General features: G+C 71.1%; 16 protein-coding genes and 1 pseudogene. 14 read left to right on the top strand and 3 right to left on the bottom strand.

The features are described from left to right. The first annotated feature begins 36 nt into the window (after positions 1 to 36). Together QLQ12_RS11760 and QLQ12_RS11755 are read left to right on the top strand one after the other, a co-directional pair. Positions 37 to 588: an ISAs1 family transposase gene (locus tag QLQ12_RS11760; protein ID WP_328518275.1), complete on the top strand. Its 552-nt coding sequence runs from the start codon at positions 37 to 39 to the stop codon at positions 586 to 588. Between the two features lie 283 nt (positions 589 to 871). Then, positions 872 to 2,479, top strand: a pseudogene (locus tag QLQ12_RS11755) (2-isopropylmalate synthase). Here QLQ12_RS11755 and QLQ12_RS11750 read toward each other — a convergent pair. The 3 genes from QLQ12_RS11750 to QLQ12_RS11740 all read right to left on the bottom strand — a co-directional run bounded on the left by QLQ12_RS11750 (position 2,451) and on the right by QLQ12_RS11740 (position 4,899). Beyond that, complete coding sequence (locus QLQ12_RS11750) at positions 2,451 to 3,098, bottom strand: response regulator (protein ID WP_282759343.1); 648 nt, start codon at positions 3,096 to 3,098, stop codon at positions 2,451 to 2,453. The pseudogene QLQ12_RS11755 and the gene QLQ12_RS11750 overlap by 29 nt on opposite strands. After that, positions 3,095 to 4,027 carry a sensor histidine kinase gene (locus tag QLQ12_RS11745; protein WP_282759341.1) on the bottom strand — a complete coding sequence of 311 codons (933 nt, stop codon included), beginning with the start codon at positions 4,025 to 4,027 and terminating at the stop codon, positions 3,095 to 3,097. Before QLQ12_RS11745 ends, QLQ12_RS11750 begins: the two co-directional genes overlap by 4 nt. A gap of 350 nt (positions 4,028 to 4,377) precedes the next feature. Continuing rightward, complete coding sequence (locus tag QLQ12_RS11740) at positions 4,378 to 4,899, bottom strand: DUF3995 domain-containing protein (RefSeq protein WP_282759340.1); 522 nt, start codon at positions 4,897 to 4,899, stop codon at positions 4,378 to 4,380. A gap of 191 nt (positions 4,900 to 5,090) precedes the next feature. Here QLQ12_RS11740 and QLQ12_RS11735 point away from each other — a divergent pair, with 191 nt between their 5' ends. The 12 genes from QLQ12_RS11735 (at position 5,091) to QLQ12_RS11680 (ending at position 16,724) form a co-directional block, all read left to right on the top strand. Beyond that, entirely contained in the window at positions 5,091 to 6,299 is a 1,209-nt protein-coding gene (locus QLQ12_RS11735) for a beta-ketoacyl-[acyl-carrier-protein] synthase family protein (protein ID WP_282759407.1), read from the top strand. Further along, entirely contained in the window at positions 6,296 to 7,351 is a 1,056-nt protein-coding gene (locus QLQ12_RS11730; protein ID WP_282759338.1) for a beta-ketoacyl synthase N-terminal-like domain-containing protein, read from the top strand. Before QLQ12_RS11735 ends, QLQ12_RS11730 begins: the two co-directional genes overlap by 4 nt. 3 nt (positions 7,352 to 7,354) lie before the next feature. Further along, positions 7,355 to 8,479 (top strand): beta-ketoacyl synthase N-terminal-like domain-containing protein, encoded by a 1,125-nt coding sequence (locus QLQ12_RS11725; RefSeq protein WP_282759336.1) that lies wholly within the window; start codon positions 7,355 to 7,357, stop codon positions 8,477 to 8,479. Then, the gene (locus QLQ12_RS11720; RefSeq protein ID WP_282759334.1) at positions 8,476 to 9,282 is read left to right on the top strand and encodes a beta-ketoacyl synthase N-terminal-like domain-containing protein; all 807 of its coding nucleotides are present in this window, start codon (positions 8,476 to 8,478) and stop codon (positions 9,280 to 9,282) included. Before QLQ12_RS11725 ends, QLQ12_RS11720 begins: the two co-directional genes overlap by 4 nt. After that, a complete protein-coding gene (locus QLQ12_RS11715) occupies positions 9,279 to 10,040 on the top strand; it encodes an alpha/beta fold hydrolase (RefSeq protein ID WP_282759332.1) in 762 nt (253 codons plus the stop codon). Before QLQ12_RS11720 ends, QLQ12_RS11715 begins: the two co-directional genes overlap by 4 nt. Further along, a complete protein-coding gene (locus QLQ12_RS11710) occupies positions 10,037 to 10,942 on the top strand; it encodes an acyl-CoA thioesterase family protein (RefSeq protein WP_282759331.1) in 906 nt (301 codons plus the stop codon). Before QLQ12_RS11715 ends, QLQ12_RS11710 begins: the two co-directional genes overlap by 4 nt. Next, a complete protein-coding gene (locus QLQ12_RS11705) occupies positions 10,939 to 11,643 on the top strand; it encodes a 2-hydroxychromene-2-carboxylate isomerase (RefSeq protein ID WP_282759329.1) in 705 nt (234 codons plus the stop codon). Before QLQ12_RS11710 ends, QLQ12_RS11705 begins: the two co-directional genes overlap by 4 nt. A gap of 25 nt (positions 11,644 to 11,668) precedes the next feature. After that, on the top strand, positions 11,669 to 12,610 hold the full coding sequence (locus tag QLQ12_RS11700) for a beta-ketoacyl-ACP synthase III (RefSeq protein ID WP_282759327.1): 942 nt from the start codon (positions 11,669 to 11,671) through the stop codon (positions 12,608 to 12,610). A 362-nt stretch (positions 12,611 to 12,972) separates the two neighbouring features. Continuing rightward, entirely contained in the window at positions 12,973 to 13,956 is a 984-nt protein-coding gene (sbnA, locus tag QLQ12_RS11695; protein ID WP_282759325.1) for a 2,3-diaminopropionate biosynthesis protein SbnA, read from the top strand. Positions 13,957 to 13,966: 10 nt separating this feature from the next. Continuing rightward, positions 13,967 to 14,986, top strand: a complete 1,020-nt coding sequence (gene sbnB, locus QLQ12_RS11690; protein WP_282759324.1) for a 2,3-diaminopropionate biosynthesis protein SbnB — start codon at positions 13,967 to 13,969, stop codon at positions 14,984 to 14,986. Next, entirely contained in the window at positions 14,983 to 15,951 is a 969-nt protein-coding gene (locus tag QLQ12_RS11685) for an ATP-binding cassette domain-containing protein (protein WP_282759323.1), read from the top strand. The genes sbnB and QLQ12_RS11685 overlap by 4 nt, the downstream gene beginning before the upstream one ends. Continuing rightward, entirely contained in the window at positions 15,948 to 16,724 is a 777-nt protein-coding gene (locus QLQ12_RS11680; protein ID WP_282759321.1) for an ABC transporter permease, read from the top strand. The genes QLQ12_RS11685 and QLQ12_RS11680 overlap by 4 nt, the downstream gene beginning before the upstream one ends. Positions 16,725 to 16,746: the final 22 nt, after the last annotated feature.

Raw genomic sequence — 16,746 nt, 5'->3', positions numbered from 1 at the left:
GGACGCGATGCACACCCAGCGGGAACACGCCGCTGGCTGGTCGAGGAGAAGAACGCGGGCTACCTGTTCACCGTCAAGCGCAACCAGCCGCGACTGTTCCGGCAGCTCAAAGCCCTGCCCTGGACGAAGGTTCCGGTCCTGGACGCCACCCGCGACACCGGTCACGGCCGCCGTGAGATCCGCCGGCTGCAAGCGGTCACCTGCCTCGGTCCGCTCGGCCTGGACTTCCCGCACGCCATCCAGGCGATCCGGATCCGACGGCGCCGCTACCACCCGAACACCGGGCGGGCATCGACCGTCACCGTCTGCGCGATCACCAACCTCACCGCCGGCCAAGCCCGGCCCGCCGACCTGGCCGGATGGCTTCGCGGACACTGGCTGATCGAATCCCTGCACTACATCCGCGACGTGACCTTCGGAGAAGACGCCAGCCAGGTCCGCACCGGTAACGCACCCCACGCCCTCGCCGCGATCCGCAACCTCGTCATCAGCCTGCTGCGGCTGACTGGCGTCGCCAACATCGCCAGAGCCCTACGCCGTAACAGCCGTAACCCGCACCGACCGCTACAACTCCTCGGAATCGCGTGAAACCGTCAAACCTCTACCTTGCAGAGGCCCTGGCCGCGTCTCCTTGGCGCAGTCGACGAGAACGCGTGTGGCGTTTCGGAGGATGGGCTGGGCGACCGGGGCGTGCGCATTAGCGGCCATCATCAAACCGTAGGCACGCCAGTGATGAATCTCGATTCCCCGAATGAGCGCAGCGGACGTGCCTCTTAATTAAGTGGCATCACCCGGATGTCGTCGGGTCTCGAGCGAGCCTCGAGCCGGCCCGGAAAGGCTCGGGGTGTCGAATACCAAGAAGGGAGTCGCGATGACAGCGCAGACCGGTGGGACGCGATCAGCACGGGCCGCCTCGCGATACCGCCCGTTTCCCCCTTTCGCCCTGCCCGACCGGACCTGGCCCGACCGGGTCCTCACGGCCGCGCCGCGCTGGCTCTCGACCGATCTGCGCGACGGCAACCAGGCTCTCATCGACCCGATGTGCCTGGATCGCAAGCTGGCCATGTTCACCTTGCTCACCGATTTGGGCTACCGCGAGATCGAGGTGGGCTTCCCGGCCGCCAGCCAGGCCGACTTCGACTTCGTCCGGCTTCTCGTCGAACGTGATCTGGTACCTGACGGGGTGACCATCTCGGTACTCACCCCGGCCCGCGACGAGCTGATCGAGCGGACCGTGGCGAGCCTGGCCGGTGCCCGCGCGGCGACGCTGCACCTCTACAACGCGACTGCGCCGATCTTCCGCGAGGTGGTGTTCGGGGTGGACCGCGACGCCTGTCAGGCCATCGCCGAGCGCGGCACCCAGCTGGTGCGCAAGTACGCCGACAAGTACGGCCTCGACGACCGGCTTGGCTTCGAATACTCGCCCGAGGTGTTCGTCGACACCGAACTCGACTTCGCGCTGGACGTCTGCGCCGCGGTCGCCGAGGAATGGGAGCCCGGTCCCGGCCGGGAGATCATCATCAACCTGCCGTCGACGGTGGAACGGTCGACCCCGAACGTCTTCGCCGACCAGATCGAGTGGATGAGCCGGCATCTGCCCTTCCGGGAGTACACCTGCTTGTCGGTGCACCCGCACAACGACCGCGGCACCGGGGTGGCCTCGGCTGAACTAGCGGTGCTGGCCGGTGCGCAGCGTATCGAGGGTTGCCTGTTCGGCAGCGGCGAACGGGCCGGGAACGTCTGCCTGGTGACCCTGGGGCTGAATCTGCTCTCCCAGGGCGTCGACCCGGGCATCGACTTCTCCGACATCGACCGCATCCGATCCACGGTGGAGTACTGCACCGCGCTGCCGGTGCACCCGCGGCACCCCTACGGCGGGGAACTCGTGCACTCCGCCTTCTCGGGCTCGCATCAGGACGCCATCAACAAGGGCTTCGCGGTGCTGGAGCGGGACGCGGCCGCGGCCGGCATACCGGCCGCCGAGTACGCGTGAACCATGCCGTACCTGCCGGTGGACCCCCGGGATCTGGGCCGCACCTACGACGCCGTGATCCGGTTGAACAGCCAGTCGGGCAAGGGCGCGGTGGCGTACCTGATGAAGTCGAACTTCGGGTTGGATCTGCCGCGCGGCCTGCAGATCGAGTTCTCCCGGGTGATCCAGGCGCTCACCGACGCGGCCGTCGGGGAAGTGCAGCCCAGCGACCTGTGGACCGCCTTCGAGTCCACCTGCCTCGACCTGCCGGCGACGGCGACCGCCGGCGAGCCGGACGGACGGCGGGTGCAGGTGTTGCAGACCCACAAGCAGAGCCGGTCGCACGACGGCCGCGCCGAGTACGTCGCGTATGTGGAATGTGCGGTCGGCGGCCGGGCCCGCTGGGGTGCCGGGATCGGCGCCGAGCCGCACCTGGCCGAGCGGCAGGCGGTGGCGAGCGCCGTGCACCGCGCCGGCCTCAGTCGGACCGGGATGACAGTTCGTTAGCCGCGATCGCCTTGTTGACGGCGTCGATCCGCGACACCGCGCCGAGCTTGGCGAAGATGTTGCGCAGGTGCCGCTTGACCGTTCCCTCGGTGATGGTGAGGCGCCGGGCGATCTGCGAATTGCTCAGCGCTTTGGCCACCAGCGCGACGATCTCCACCTCGCGGTCCGACAGCACCCGCAGGTTGCTCCGGCTGATCTGCTCGAAACTGCGCCGGGAGATCGACAACATCATCCGGCCGCTGTCCCCGGCGACGCTGCGCAAGGTCGAGACCAGGTCCTCGCGGGTGACGCTCTTGAGCAGGTAGGCGTGCGCGCCGGCGGCCAGCAACTCGCGGACCACCGCCGGGTCGTCGAACAAGCTCAGGATCACGACCCGGGTGTCCGGGGACACCTCGAGAATGTGCCGGACCGTGGTGGCGGCGTTGTCACCGGGGATGTTGACGTCGAGGATCACCATGTCGGGCCGCTGGGCGGAGGCCAGGGTCACTGCGGCGGCACCGTTGTTGGCCCCGGCGAACACGTCCAGGTCGTCCTCGATCGACAGCAGTTCCCGCAGCCCCTCGCGGAACAGGTCGTGATCGTCGACCAGCAGGATCCTGGTTGGTGAACCGTCCGTCATCGCAGTGTTCTCTGCAGGGACACCATAACCTCCACATGGGTGCCCTCGCCGGGCACGCTCGAGACGGAGAGCCACCCGCCGAGAAGGCCGGCCCGCTCCCGCATCGAGGAAAGCCCCTCTCTCGGTTTGCGCCCGTCGCCGGTGTCGAACCCACGGCCGTCGTCGCTGATCCGGGCCCGGATCTCGTGCGGCGCGATGTCGATCTCGGAGACGACGGTCGTCGGGGCGGCGTGCTCGAACGCATTGCGCAGCGCCTCGCGCACGACGGAGAACACCTCGTCGAGGACGTTGGCCGGCACCCAGTCCTCGCCGCCGCTGACGGTCAGGTGGACCACCACGTCGCTGTCGGCCATCTGCTCGAGGAACACCCGCAAGGACTTTTCCAGGTTGGTGATCTCGTCTTCCAGCCGCATGTCGGCGGCGACATCGCGGATCTCCTGCAGGGTCTGGACGCTGGCCTCGTAGGCGGCTGCGACCTTGGCTTGGGACCGCATCGGGTCGCCGGCCTGATAGGCCTGGGCGAGCTCCAGGTTGCGGCTCACCACGCTGGCCGGGCTGCCGACGCGGTCGTGCAGGTCGCGGGCCAGCCGTCGGCGCTCCTCGAGCTGCGCCTCGTGGACCTGCTCCAGCAGGAAGCTGACGTAGGAGCCGGCGGCCCACTGGATCCGCCGCATGATGCTGCTGTGCAGGCTGCGGGTGGCGACCATGACCGTGCGGTGCCCGTCGATCCCGGCGTCGTCGGCCAGGGTGTCGAGCACGATGTCGAACAGCACCGACGACGCCCGCAGCGACTCGATCGGGTGGACCCGGCTGCGGGCGCGGCTGCCGCCGATCTGGTCGGCCAGTTTGGCGGCGGTCTTGTTGAGCCGGACCTCTCCGGCCCGCACGCTGGCGATCACATCGTCGACGACCTGCCCGAGGTTGATCATGGCGGACGCAAGAAAACGCTTGTCGGAGCGATCACGCTGCCGATGTCGAGCAGTCGCCTGCCGTACTCCTCCACAATCGAGGAGCGCTTCGAATCCAGTCTGTCCGCTATCTCCGAGGCGACCCGTGGGTCTTTCTCATGCACGCGCAGAAACTCCCCCGCAGAGTTCATGCTCCTGACAAAGCCAAATGCCACTATCTATGGAATCGGCCACGGCAGCAAGGGCAATGCGCCGACTCAGTAAGCTCGCAGGAACAGCGCAGAGGCCATTGCGTTATCAAGTAATTGAAGCGGTTTGCCTGACGGGTTGCGCGGGCGATGTCCGACGCGCCGTGGACCACCGTGACGGAGCTACCCGTCACTGCCGAACGGACGGCGCGGTTTACTTGAAGCGTAAATCGCCGTCGCGGTGAACAGGATTCCGCCGACAATCCAGATCGGGTCCCAGAGCAGCAGATGCCAAGGCAAGGCGGCCGATCCGAGGCCGTCCGGAACGGCGACCGCGCCGGTCCACATGAGCAGATGCTGCACCAGATTGGCCAGTCCGTATCCGAGCAGCAGCACCGCCGCGACCCAGCCGGCCGTCAGCCGCATCCACCGGGGCACCCAGCGGAAGAGCCGCCCGATCAGCGTGAGGGCCAGCAGGACCGCCATGAACTTCAGCACCGCGGTGACCCACAGCAACAGGACGAAGTCGGGCTCGCGCGCCACCGCGGAACCCTCGATCGCCGCACCGATCGTGCCCTCGCCCACCGTGCCACCGCAGGCCCAGTAGACGCTGAGCGCGGTGAAGGCCAGCGCCCAGACCGCGGCCGCGTATCCGGTCCACATGCCCCGGTCAGGCTCGGTTCGAACCTCGCAAACTTGGGTCACCCGATTCCTCCTTGGACTACGCCGCCCGGCACCCATCGTATGCGGCCGATCACGGATCTTGACCGATGGTCCTCGTGGCCGCCTCGAAGCCCTCCCTCGAGCCGCCGTCAAGGGGGGCACGAGCCACGATCCCGACAGTGACCGAGGAACAGCCGCACCCAGCGGCACCGGGCAAGGAGGACTCACTGGTGATGACCCGACGAGTGGTGATAACCGGACTCGGTCCGGTGGCGAGCACCGGCATCGGTGTCGAGGCGTTCGCCGGTGCGCTACGTGCCGGTACGAGTGGCATCTCGCAGGTACGCAGCTTCGACACGACCGGCTTCCGTACGCACCGGGCCGGCGAGGTGCACGACTTCGACGCCTCGGACCACCTGCACCGGCTGGACCCCGCCGGGTGGGGGCGCAGCAGCCAGTTCGCCGCCGCCGCCGCCCGCCTCGCCTTCACCGACGCCGGCGCGGACCGGGCGGTGACCGACCCGGCCCGGCTCGGCGTCTGCATGGGCACCACCAGCGGCGAGTCGCAGGTGATGGAGGAGCTGACCGCACGCTGGCTGGCCGGCGGCTACCCGGCCACCCCGACCGGCCTGGCGCGCCAAGTGCCGGCCGGGCGGGTGGCCGAGGCCGCCGCGCTGGAGCTGGGCGCGGCCGGGCCGGCCGTCACGGTGTCCACGGCCTGCTCGGCCAGCAACTACGCGCTGGGCTACGCGTTCGACGCGATCGGCGCCGGTGACGTCGACTTCATGGTCGTCGGTGGGGCCGACTCGGTGTGCCGGTTCGCCCACGCGGGCTTCTACCGGCTCGGCGCGCTGGCCGAGGACCACTGTGCGCCGTTCGACCGGGACCGGACCGGGGTCCTGACCGCCGAGGGCGGCGTGGGCCTCTACCTGGAGAGCCTCGACTCCGCCCGTGCCCGGGACGCGCGGATCTACTGCGAGGTGCTCGGTTACGGCTTGACATGCGACGCGCAGCATCCCACCGCCCCGGATGCGGCAAGCGTGGCGCGCTGCATGCGCCTGGCCCACGACGACGCCGGAATCAAGGCCGAGGAGGTCGACTTCATCTGTGCGCACGGCACGGCCACGCCGGCCAACGACGCCGCCGAGTACACCGCAGTCCGCGACGTCTTCGGGACGGCCCCACCGCCGATGAGTTCGATCAAGTCGATGCTCGGCCACACCATGGGCGCGGCCAGCGGGTTCAGCGCGGTCGCGGGCGCCCTGGCGATCCACTCCGGATTCCTCTCGCCGACCATCAACCACCACGTCACCGACCCCGGCATGCCGGGTCTGGACGTGGTCCCCAATCGGGCCCGCCCGGCGCAGCCGCGGGTAGTCCAGGTCAACGGATTCGCCTTCGGTGGCAACAACGCCATCTCGATCCTGGGAGCCGCCCGATGAGCACGTTCACGCTGGGGGTGTCCGGGTGGGGTGTCCTCGCCCCGATGGGCACCGGTGCCGACGACTTCGGCGCGGGTCTGCGCTCCGGCCGGGAACCGGCCGTCGACGCGGGCGAGGTGACCGCGGCGCCGATGCCGCAGGAGCGGGTGTTCGGGCTGCCCGGCTTCACCGCCCGCGACCATCTCGGGCGCAAGGGCACCAGTTTCCTGGACCGCCGCACCGCCCTGGCGCTGATCGCCGGCGCGCAGGCACTGGACGACAGCGAGCTGGTCGTCGACGACGACAACCGGGAACGGGTCGGTGTGGTGCTCGGCACCTCCGCCGGCAGTCTGCAGTCGACGTCCGACTACACCCGGGAGACCTTCGAGGCGGACAAGCCCTACCTGGTCAACCCGATCCTCTTCCCCAACACCGTGCTCAACTGCGCGGCCGGGCAGGTCGCCATCCGGTACGGGCTGCGGGGGCCGAACACCACCGTGGCCGGTGGCGCGACCGCCATGCTGTCCGCGCTGCGCTGGGCGTACGTGATGATGCGCCGTGGCCGGGCCGAGGCGCTGCTGGTCGGCGCGGTGGAGGAGCTGACCCCGCACCAGGCGTGGACCAGTGCGGCGCTCGGCACCGCGGACGGCGTGCCGGCCGGCGAGGGCTGCGCCATGTTCATGATCGAGAACGCCGCAGCGATGCGGGCGGCCGGGCGCCGGCCCCGGGCCGAGATCCGGGCCGTCGAACTGGCCCACACCACCGAGGGTACGGACACCGCCGACGCGCTGGCCGCGGTCATCCGCCGGGTGCTGGACACGGCTGGCCCCGAGCTGACCGTGGACACCGTGATCACCTGCGACGCGGCCGGTGAGGCACCGGCGCTCGACCGGGCCGTCGGCCGGGCCGCCGAGCGGATCGCCGTCACCCCGGTGGCGGGTGACGCGCCCGCCGCCGCCGGCGCCCTCCAACTCGCCGTGTTGCTGGCCGGCGCTTCCGGCCACAGCCGGACCGCGCTGATCACCGCCTGCACTCCGGACGGCGCCGTCGGCGCCGCGGTCGTGACGGTCTGAGTCATGGACATCGCGATCACCGGAAGCGCCATGCGGACCGCCTTGGGCGGCACCGCCGACACCTACGCCGCTCTCCTGGCCGGGCGCTCGGGCATCCGCCCGCTGGCCTTCGTCGACCAGGGGCAGGTCAACGTCCGGTACGGCTATCACATCGGCCCGGTGGACGAGGAGGGCGAGCGGCGAGCCAGTGACTGGCTCACCGCCTGCGTGGCCGAGGCCGCCGTTCAGGCGGGTCTCGACTGCTCCCGGCAACGCGTGGTCGCCATCGTCGGCACCGGCCTGCGCGAGATGCGCGGCGTCGAACGCTGGCACGCCGAGAAACGCACCACCGTGCCGGCCACCCTGCACTTCGGTGCGGCCGTCCGGGCGGCCCTGCCGGGCATCGACGAGGTCATCACCGTCAGCAACGCCTGCTCGGCATCCTCGCACGCTCTCGCTCTGGCCTGTGACCTCATCGACCTCGGTGACGCCGACGCGGTGGTCGCCTGCGGCGCCGACGCGATGGCGGAGAGCATGCTGGCGATGATCGGCCGGGTCGGCGACGGCTACAGCGAGGCGGTCCGGCCCTTCGACGCCGACCGTCAGGGCGTGCTCCTCGGTGACGGCGCCGTCGCCGTGGTGGTGCAACGGGCCGGGAGCAGCACCCGGTCCGAACTGCGGGTTCGCGGGGTGGGCCTGTCCTGCGACGCCCACCACGTCACCGCGCCGCACCCGCCCGGTCTGCTGGCCGCCATGCGCGACGCCTACCAGCGGGCCGGCCTGATCCCGGCCGACGCCGGCCTGGTCGTCGCGCACGGCACCGGCACCGCCCTGAACGACCCCACCGAGGCAGCCGTGCTGACCGGCCTGTTCGGCGACCGGCCGGCCGGCCCGCGGGTCACCGGCATCAAAGGCGCCATCGGCCACACCTCGGGCAGCGCGGGCCTGATGAGCCTGTTGGTGGCGGGCGAGGCGCTGCGGCACGGCCGGGTGCCGCCGATCGTCGGGCTGCGCAAACCCATCCCGGAGGCGGAACCCCTCGACCTGGTGATCGACCGGCCCGCGCCCACCGGCGCGACGCTGGCCCAGGTGAACGCGTTCGGCTTCGGCGGCGTGAACGCCGTCTGCTTGCTGGAGGTGACGTCATGACCGGCGTAAGGATCACGGCGAGCGCCGTCTACGCCCCCGGCACCGCGGGTGATCCCCCGGCCGACCAGGCCCATCTGCTGCTCGGCCGCAAGGGCCTGCTCTTCCAGGAACCCGCGGTGCGCCTCGCCCTCTGCGCGGTGCACCGGGCACTGGGCCTGCCGCCGGGCCGGACCGTGGCGCCGATTGACGGCGCGGCCGGCACCGCGGTGGTGGCCAGCTCCAACTTCGGCAACGTCCAGACGGTTTGCAACATCGTCGACCAGGTCCGCGCGGACGACCTGCGCGGAGTCAGCCCGATGCAGGCCCCGAACGCGTCGAGCAACATCGTGGCCAGCAGTATCGCCATCCGGTACGGCTTCACCGGCCCCAACCTCATGATCTGCTCCGGGGCCACCGGCGGGCTGGACGCGCTGCGGGCCGCCGCCCTGCTGATCCGCGGCGGCCGGGCCACCCGGGCGGTGGTGGTCGGTACCGAACCCGACGACGCGGTCGCCGCCGCCCTATCCGGTGGCACGCCCGCCGCCGCGTGTGTGGTGCTCGAGGCCGCCGGGCCGGGACCCGGGCCGTACGTCGAAATGCATCCGGTTCGCCGCGACGACCGGCGCGAGACCGCCGAGCCGGGGTGGCTCCGGTTCGGCGGCGACGAATCGGACGACTCCGGCGCGACCGGCGTGCTGCGGACCGCTCGGGCCGCCCGTCGGCTGCTCGACCGGCCCGATGCCCGGCACGCACTGGTGACCTGCGGCTCGGCCGCCGACGGCTATGCCGGCGTGCACCTCGAAGTCGCCGGAGCCCGGCCGTGACCTGGCACGCCGTGGGCGGTTCGAGCGACCCGGCGGCGACCGTGGTGGGGGCGGTGCACGGCATGGCCGACCACTGGACCACATGGCGCACCCTGGCCGGCGAACTGGGCCGTGACCACCGCTGGTACGCGTTCGCGGCACCGTGGCGCGGCAGCGGAGCCGTGCCCACGTCACCGGGTGACTGCGTCGGCAAGGCGCTGCGCCAGGCACCGGAGCCGATTGAGATCCTGGCCGGGCACTCGTTCGGCGCGAACGCGGTGCTGGACCACCTGGCCACCGGGGCCGCGCCGGACGTGCGGGCCGCACTGCTGATAGCCCCGCTGATCCGCCCGCCCGGCAACCCGCCGCGGCCGGTGCTGATCGCCCGGACCCGGGCGGCGTTGCGGACCGTCGTCGCCGACGGGCTGCGGGCCCGGCTCGGCGCCCGAGGCGAGGCGATGGACGCCGACGTCTTCGCCGGCATGACCGCCGCGGTGCTCGACGGCATGCCCGGCGACGCCGTCGAGGCGGTGCTCGACCGGATCCTCGACACCCCACGACCGGCCCTGGCCGGCGTGACCGTGCCGGCCCTGGTGCTGTCCGGGCGGTCCGATCAGCGAATGGCCGGCGCCCGGCCGGGATCGCTGGCGGTGCTGCCGCACGCCCAGGTCCGGATCCGCGACCGATACGACCACTTCTGCCATCTCACCCAGGCCGCCGATGTTGCGGCCGACTGGGTGGCCTTCCGAAACCGTCTCACCAGGGGAGTCGCCGCATGACATCAGTACTCGAATCCGCTCCGACCACCTATTACACCGGCCGCCCCCGGTACGAGGGCGCCAACATCGGCACCTGGGTCGGTTTCAAGCAGTTCGTCTATCTGGCCGAGGACGCCGTCCTGCAGTACTACCGCGACCGCGGGCAGTCGCCCGCGTCGCTCTTCCACTCCCACGGCATCGGACTGTCCTTCGTGGAGCACTCGGTACGCCTGCCCGGGCCGATCTACGTCGACGACCTGGTGCACGCCCAGGCCACCCTGACCTCCAGCGGCACGTTCGAGGACACCTTCACGGTGATACTGGCCGTCTACCGCGACGGCGAACGGGTGCCGGTCCTCAAAGGGCGGCTGCGGGTCGCCTTCGTCACCGAGCACGCCGGTGGGGCCGGCCCCACTCCGGAGTGGCTGACCGGCCGGGTGGTGGCCGGGCTCGCCGATCTGCGGCCGCCGGCCAGTGCTCCCGCCGGCCCGCGGGAAGGGTTCACCTGGAGCCAGTCGATCCCCTACCCGCACTGCCACTTCTCCGACCGGATCCAGCACTCCGGCTACGTCCGGAATCTGGAGGAGGTGGTCCACCGCTACCTGGCCGACCAGGGCATCTCGATCCGCCGGATGCTGACCGAACGCAACTGGATCCCGGCCGTCACCCGCTCGCAGGTCCGGATCCTCGCCGACGCCCACATGGAGGAGGAACTGCTCACCGTGTTCACCGTCGACGACGTGATCAAGGACGTGATGTTCGCCGGCCGGATGGATGCCTACGTCGAACGCTCCGGCACGCTGGTACACACCGCCACCGCCGCGATTACCCACGGGTACGGGGTCAGCCAGGGGCCGGACGCCGGTCAGGTGGCCGTCATCGACCCGGAGACGCGCTCCGCGCTGCTGTGGGCCGGGCGATGACCCACCGGTTGTACTTCTCGTTCCAGTCGCCGTTCAGCTGGATGGCGTTGCGCGAGCTGGAGGCCCGGGTCCCCGGGTTCGCCACCGAATTCGAATACATCCCGTTTTGGGACCCCGACGACCGCACCCGGGCCGGTGTGGAGCAGTACGGGGCGAAAATTCACTACACCCGGATGAGCAAGGCCAAGCACCTCTACATCCTGCACGACACCAAACGGCTCGCCTCCGGCTTCGGGCACGACCTGACCTGGCCGGTCGACGTGAACCCCTGGTGGGAGCCCTCCGCGCTGGGCTGGCTGAAGGCCCGCGAGTCGGGCTGCGAACGGGCCTTCTACGACGTGGTCACCGAGGTGCGCTGGAACCGCGGCGCCGACATCAGCGACCCGGTCGTGCTGCGCCCCGCTCTGGACGCCGCCGGCCTTGAGGGCGCGGCTCTGATGGCCGCGGTCGACGACCCGCACATCCGCGAACTCGGGGTGCAGGCGCTGGTCAGCGCCCACCGCGACGCCGTGTTCGGCATTCCGCTGTTCCAGGTGGGCCGCCGGCGGTTCTGGGGGGTCGACCGGATCGAAGAGGTGATCGACGCGGTCGAGGACCGGCGGACCGGCTCGTCCCCGGACACCGCGGAGACGACGACACCAGTCGCCGTGCTGGCCACGATCGGGTCGATGGACGCCGACAGCCCTGGTGGATGCGGCTAGCGAGCCGCCGAGAGAGGACAGCTCGATGACGACACGGATCACCGCACTCGGTTACTACCAGCCACCCCGCATCCTCACCAACGACGAATTGTCCACCATCGTCGACACCGACGACCGGTGGATCCGCAGCCGGGTCGGCATCCAGCAGCGTCACCTCGCCGGCGACGAGACGGTGGCCGACATGGCCACGGCGGCGGCGGCCAAGGCGGTCAGCGCCTCCGCCCTGACCGCGGACGAGATCGACCTGGTCGTCGTGGCCACCTGCACCTCGGTCGACCGGGTGCCCAACGTGGCCAGCCGGGTCGCCCGCGGGCTCGGGATGAACGGGCCGGCCGTCTTCGACCTCAGCACCGCCTGCTCGGGCTTCTCCTACGGGCTCGCCACCGCCGACCACGCGATCCGGGCCGGCGCGGCCCGCAACGCCCTGGTGATCGGGGCCGAGAAGCTGTCCGACTTCATCGACTGGCAGGACCGCAGCACCTGCATCCTGTTCGGCGACGGAGCCGGCGCGGCAGTCCTGACCCGGGCACCCGACGGCACGCCGGACGGGATCGGCCCGGTGGTCTGGGGCGGGGTGCCCGAACTCGGCGACGCCGTGCGCATCGAGGGCCGGGATCCCCGCATCCAGCAGGACGGGCAGAGCGTCTTCCACTGGACCCAGACCGCCCTCGCCCCGCTCGCCCTACGGGCCTGCGAGCAGGCCGGGGTACGTCCGTCCGAGCTGGCGGCCTTCGTCCCGCACCAGGCCAACCTGCGCATCATCGAAGGGCTGGCCCGGGCCCTGGGCGCGACCGGCGCGGTGATCGCCCGGGACATCGTCACCTCCGGCAACACCTCCGCCGCCAGCACCCCCATCGCGCTGGCCAAGCTGGTCGAGCGGGGTGAGGTCGAGCAGGGTCAACCGGTCCTGCTGTTCGGGTTCGGCGGCGGGCTGACGTACGCGGGTCAGGTGATCCGCTGCCCGTGAGCGCCGTCCGGCCAAAGGAGCCGTCCCTTCGAGGCGGCTCCTTTGTGTTGGCGTGGTCTGCGTTGCCGGGGCCGGAACAGCGGCGGCGCCCCTCCTGGACAGGAGAGGCGCCGCGTCCGTATTGCTGTGTCCGGCTGCCCCTGGCCCTGATGGAGCCGGTCGCCGGTTCCCCGCTTGTGGCGTTCACCGGTGCCGTACATCCATCACTGTGCCCGGCACGCCTCGACATCCGGTCGACGCCGGCTCGAGCCCGGCGGGGTTCGAGCCGGGCCCGAGGGCATCGCGAGCGGGGTCGCCGAGGGTGAACTACCACGCCCCAACCCTCGGGAGTCCGACATGATCGAGCCCAGTTGTGACCGCCCATGAGCCTGAAGGCCCTGCTGGCCAGCCTGGACATGGTGGGACGGGCGATGCCGCACACACCACTGGTGAAACTTCGCCACGACCACCTCGACCTGTTCGCGAAGCTGGAGTACGTCAACCCGAACGGCAGCGCGAAGGACCGGTCCGCGTACTGGATCCTGCGATGCGCGGTCGAACGCGGTGACGTCACCGAGAAGACCACCATCGTCGAGTCCTCGTCCGGCAACTTCGCCATCTCCCTGGCGTCGTTCTGCCGCTGGCTGGGCCTCGACTTCGTGCCAGTGATCGACCCCAACATCAACTCCAGCACCGAGACCTTCCTGCGCCGCCTGTGCGACCGGGTGGAGAAGGTCACCGAGCCGGACGGCACCGGCGGCTACCTCACGACCCGGTTGCGCCGGGTGCAGGAGCTGCGCACCGCGTCCGGATCCGTGTACTGGCCGGACCAGTACGCCAACACCGATGCCCTCGACGCGCACGACCGGTTCACCGGCGGGGAGCTGCTGGACGACCTGCCCGACATCGACTATCTCTTCGTCGGGGTCAGCACTGGCGGCACCATCAGCGGCCTGTCCCGCCACCTCAAGCGGGTCCGGCCCTGCGCCAAAGTAATCGCCGTCGACGCCGTCGGCTCGGTCATCTTCGGCGGGCGGCCCGGCCCGCGGCGGCTGCCCGGCCTCGGCTCCAGCATGGTGCCGCAGCTGGTGAAGCGGGCGCAGATCGACGAGGCGATGCTGGTGCCCGAACTGGATGCGATCCAGGGCTGCCACGACCTCTTCGAGCGCCACGGGCTCTACGCCGGTGGCTCCACCGGCAGCGTCTACCACGCGATCGAGACCTACTTCGCCGGCTACCGCGGCCCCCGTCCGACGGTGGCGTTCCTCTGCGCTGACCGCGGCACCGGCTACGCCGACACCGTCTACGACCCGGCCTGGGTGGAGCGCCTGCGGGCGGATCACACCTGCGCCGTGGCCCTGGTCTGAGAGGACCGACATGACCTTGACCGTCCCCGACCTGACCGTCCTGACCGCCGCCGACATCTCCGGGGTGATCGAAGCCGACCGCGAGGCCTGCGTCGAAGCCGTCCGGCTCAGCTACCTGTGGCACGACGAGGGCGACAGCGCCCTGCCGCACAGCAGCTTCCTGCGTTTCCCGCACCGCCACCGCGACCGTGCCATCGCCCTGCCCGGCTATCTGGGTGGCGGGGCCGACGTGGCCGGCATCAAGTGGATCGCCAGCTTCCCCGGCAACACCGCGCAGGGCATTCCGCGCGCCTCCGCCGTGCTGGTGCTCAACGACGTCGGCACCGGGTATCCGTACGCCCTGCTGGAGGCCTCGGTGATCTCGGCCAGCCGGACGGCGGCCTCGGCCGTGCTCGGCGCCGAGCAGCTGATCGGCGGCCGGCGCGCGCCCACCGTGGCCTTCATCGGCACCGGCCTGATCGCCGACCACGTGCGCCGGTTCCTGCGCGACCTCAAGTGGGACGTCGACGCCTACCGGCTCTACGACCTCGACCCGGCCGCCGCGGCGACCTTCGGCACGGCGCTGAAGGACGACGGCGCGGAGGACATCACCGTGTGCACCGACATCGCCGACGCGATGGCGGCCGACCTGGTCGTCCTGGCCACCGTGGCGGGCGAACCACACCTGCACGACCCCGCCCTGCTGGCCCACCGCCCGGTCGTGCTGCACCTCTCGCTGCGGGACCTGGGCCCGGAGCTGGTCCTCGCCGCCCAGAACGTGACCGACGACATCGACCACGCGGTACGCGAGCGGACCTCGCTGCACCTGACCGTGCAGCAGACCGGGAACCGGGACTTCGTCGACGGCACCCTGGCCGACCTGCTCACCGGGCGGCTGCGGCGCGACCCCGAGCGGGCCGCCATCTTCGCGCCGTTCGGGCTGGGCGTACTCGACCTCGCGGTCGGCGCCTGGGCCTTCGAACAGGTCGTCGCGGCCGGTGGCGGCCGGTCGATCCCGGGCTTCTTCCCGTCCTCAGGAGTGACGTCATGACCCTCGCCATCGAGATCACCGGCCTGCGCAAGACGTACGGCTCGCAGGTCGCGCTGGACGGGGTGGACCTGAGCGTGCCGGCCGGCACGGTACTCGGCCTGCTTGGCCCGAACGGGGCCGGCAAGACCACCGTGGTCCGGATCCTGTCCACCCTGCTGGCCGCGGACGGCGGCACCGCCCGGGTCTGCGGGCACGACGTGGCCGCCGACCCGGGCGAGGTACGCCGCCGGATCGGCCTGACCGGGCAGTACGCCGCGGTCGACGAGATGCTCACCGGCCGGGAGAACCTGGTGCTGATCGGCACCCTCTACCGGCTGGGCCGTCGGGCCACCCGCCGGCGCGCCGACGAGCTGTTGGAGCGGTTCGGTCTCACCGAGGCCGGCGGCCGGTTGGCTAAGACCTATTCCGGTGGGATGCGCCGGCGGCTGGATCTGGCCGCGAGCCTGGTCGCCGACCCGCCGGTGCTGTTCCTCGACGAACCCACCACCGGCCTGGACATCACCAACCGCCGCACCCTGTGGGCGACCGTGCGGGAGCAGGTCGGCCTGGGTACAACGGTGCTGCTCACCACCCAGTACCTCGAGGAGGCGGACCAGCTCGCCGACCGGGTCGCGGTGCTCGACGACGGCCGGGTCCTCGCCGACGGGACCGCGGAGGAACTCAAGCGCAAGGTCGGCGGCGAGCAGCTGCACCTGCGGGTGCGCTCGGCTACGCAGGCCGTCACCGCGGTCCAGGTTCTGGCCCGTTCCTCGACCGGCGCCGAGCCGATGCTCGACGCCGACGGGGTGAGTATCCGGCTGGCCGTGGCCGGCGGGGTCACCGGCATCGCCGCCGCGGCCACCGCGCTGCGCGACGCCGGCATCGAGATCGACGTCTTCACCAGCAGCGCACCCACCCTCGACGACGTGTTCCTGTCGCTGGTCGGCCGGACCCCCGGCCCCATCCCGGAAGAGGTGCCGGCATGATCGCCCTGGCAGTGCAGACCACCGCCCTGACCAACCGGCACCTGCGGCATCTGACCCGGATGCCGATGCGGCTGCTCGGCGTGACCGTCATGCCGATCGCCTACGTCGTGATCTTCGGCTACCTCTTCGGCAGCGTGATCGAGGTCGAGGGCGGTGGTTACCGGGAGTTCCTGATGGCCGGCATCTTCGCCCAGATGATGCTGACCAACCTGCAGCACACCGCGCTCGGCGTGGTGGACGATCTACGCAACGGCATCGACGACCGGTTCCGGTCGCTGCCGGTGGCCGGCTTCGCCGTTCCGCTGGCCCGGACCGTGGCCGACCTGACCCGGGTGGTCTGCGCCTGCGTGGCGATGGCCGTGGTGGGTTACGCGATGGGCTGGCGGGTCCACAACGGGCTGACCTCGGCGCTCGCCGGCTTCGGCCTGCTGCTGCTGCTGGGCTTCGCATCGGCCTGGGTGGGGGTGCTGGTCGGGCTGAAGCTGCGCAATGCCGAGTCGGTGAGTGCCGTGTCCTTCCTCGTGGTCATGCCGGCCACCTTCCTGTCCAACGCCTTCATCCCGCTGACCGGGCTGCCCGCCTGGCTGCGCACCGTCTGTGAGTGGAACCCGCTGTCGGTGGTCGTGGCGGCGTGCCGGCAACTGTTCGGCAACCCCGGTTCGGCCGGCGACTCGTGGCCGATGCAGCACCCCGTACCGGCCGCGGTGGGCCTGACCCTGGCCCTGCTGGCCATCGCCGCCGTGCTGGCCACCCGCGCGTACCGCGCCAAGTAATCGCATCCGGAAACAACTACCT

The sequence above is a fragment of the Actinoplanes sandaracinus genome (assembly GCF_030009775.1).
Lineage (GTDB): Bacteria > Actinomycetota > Actinomycetes > Mycobacteriales > Micromonosporaceae > Actinoplanes > Actinoplanes sandaracinus.
This window is presented reverse-complemented; position numbering and strand designations above follow the sequence as displayed.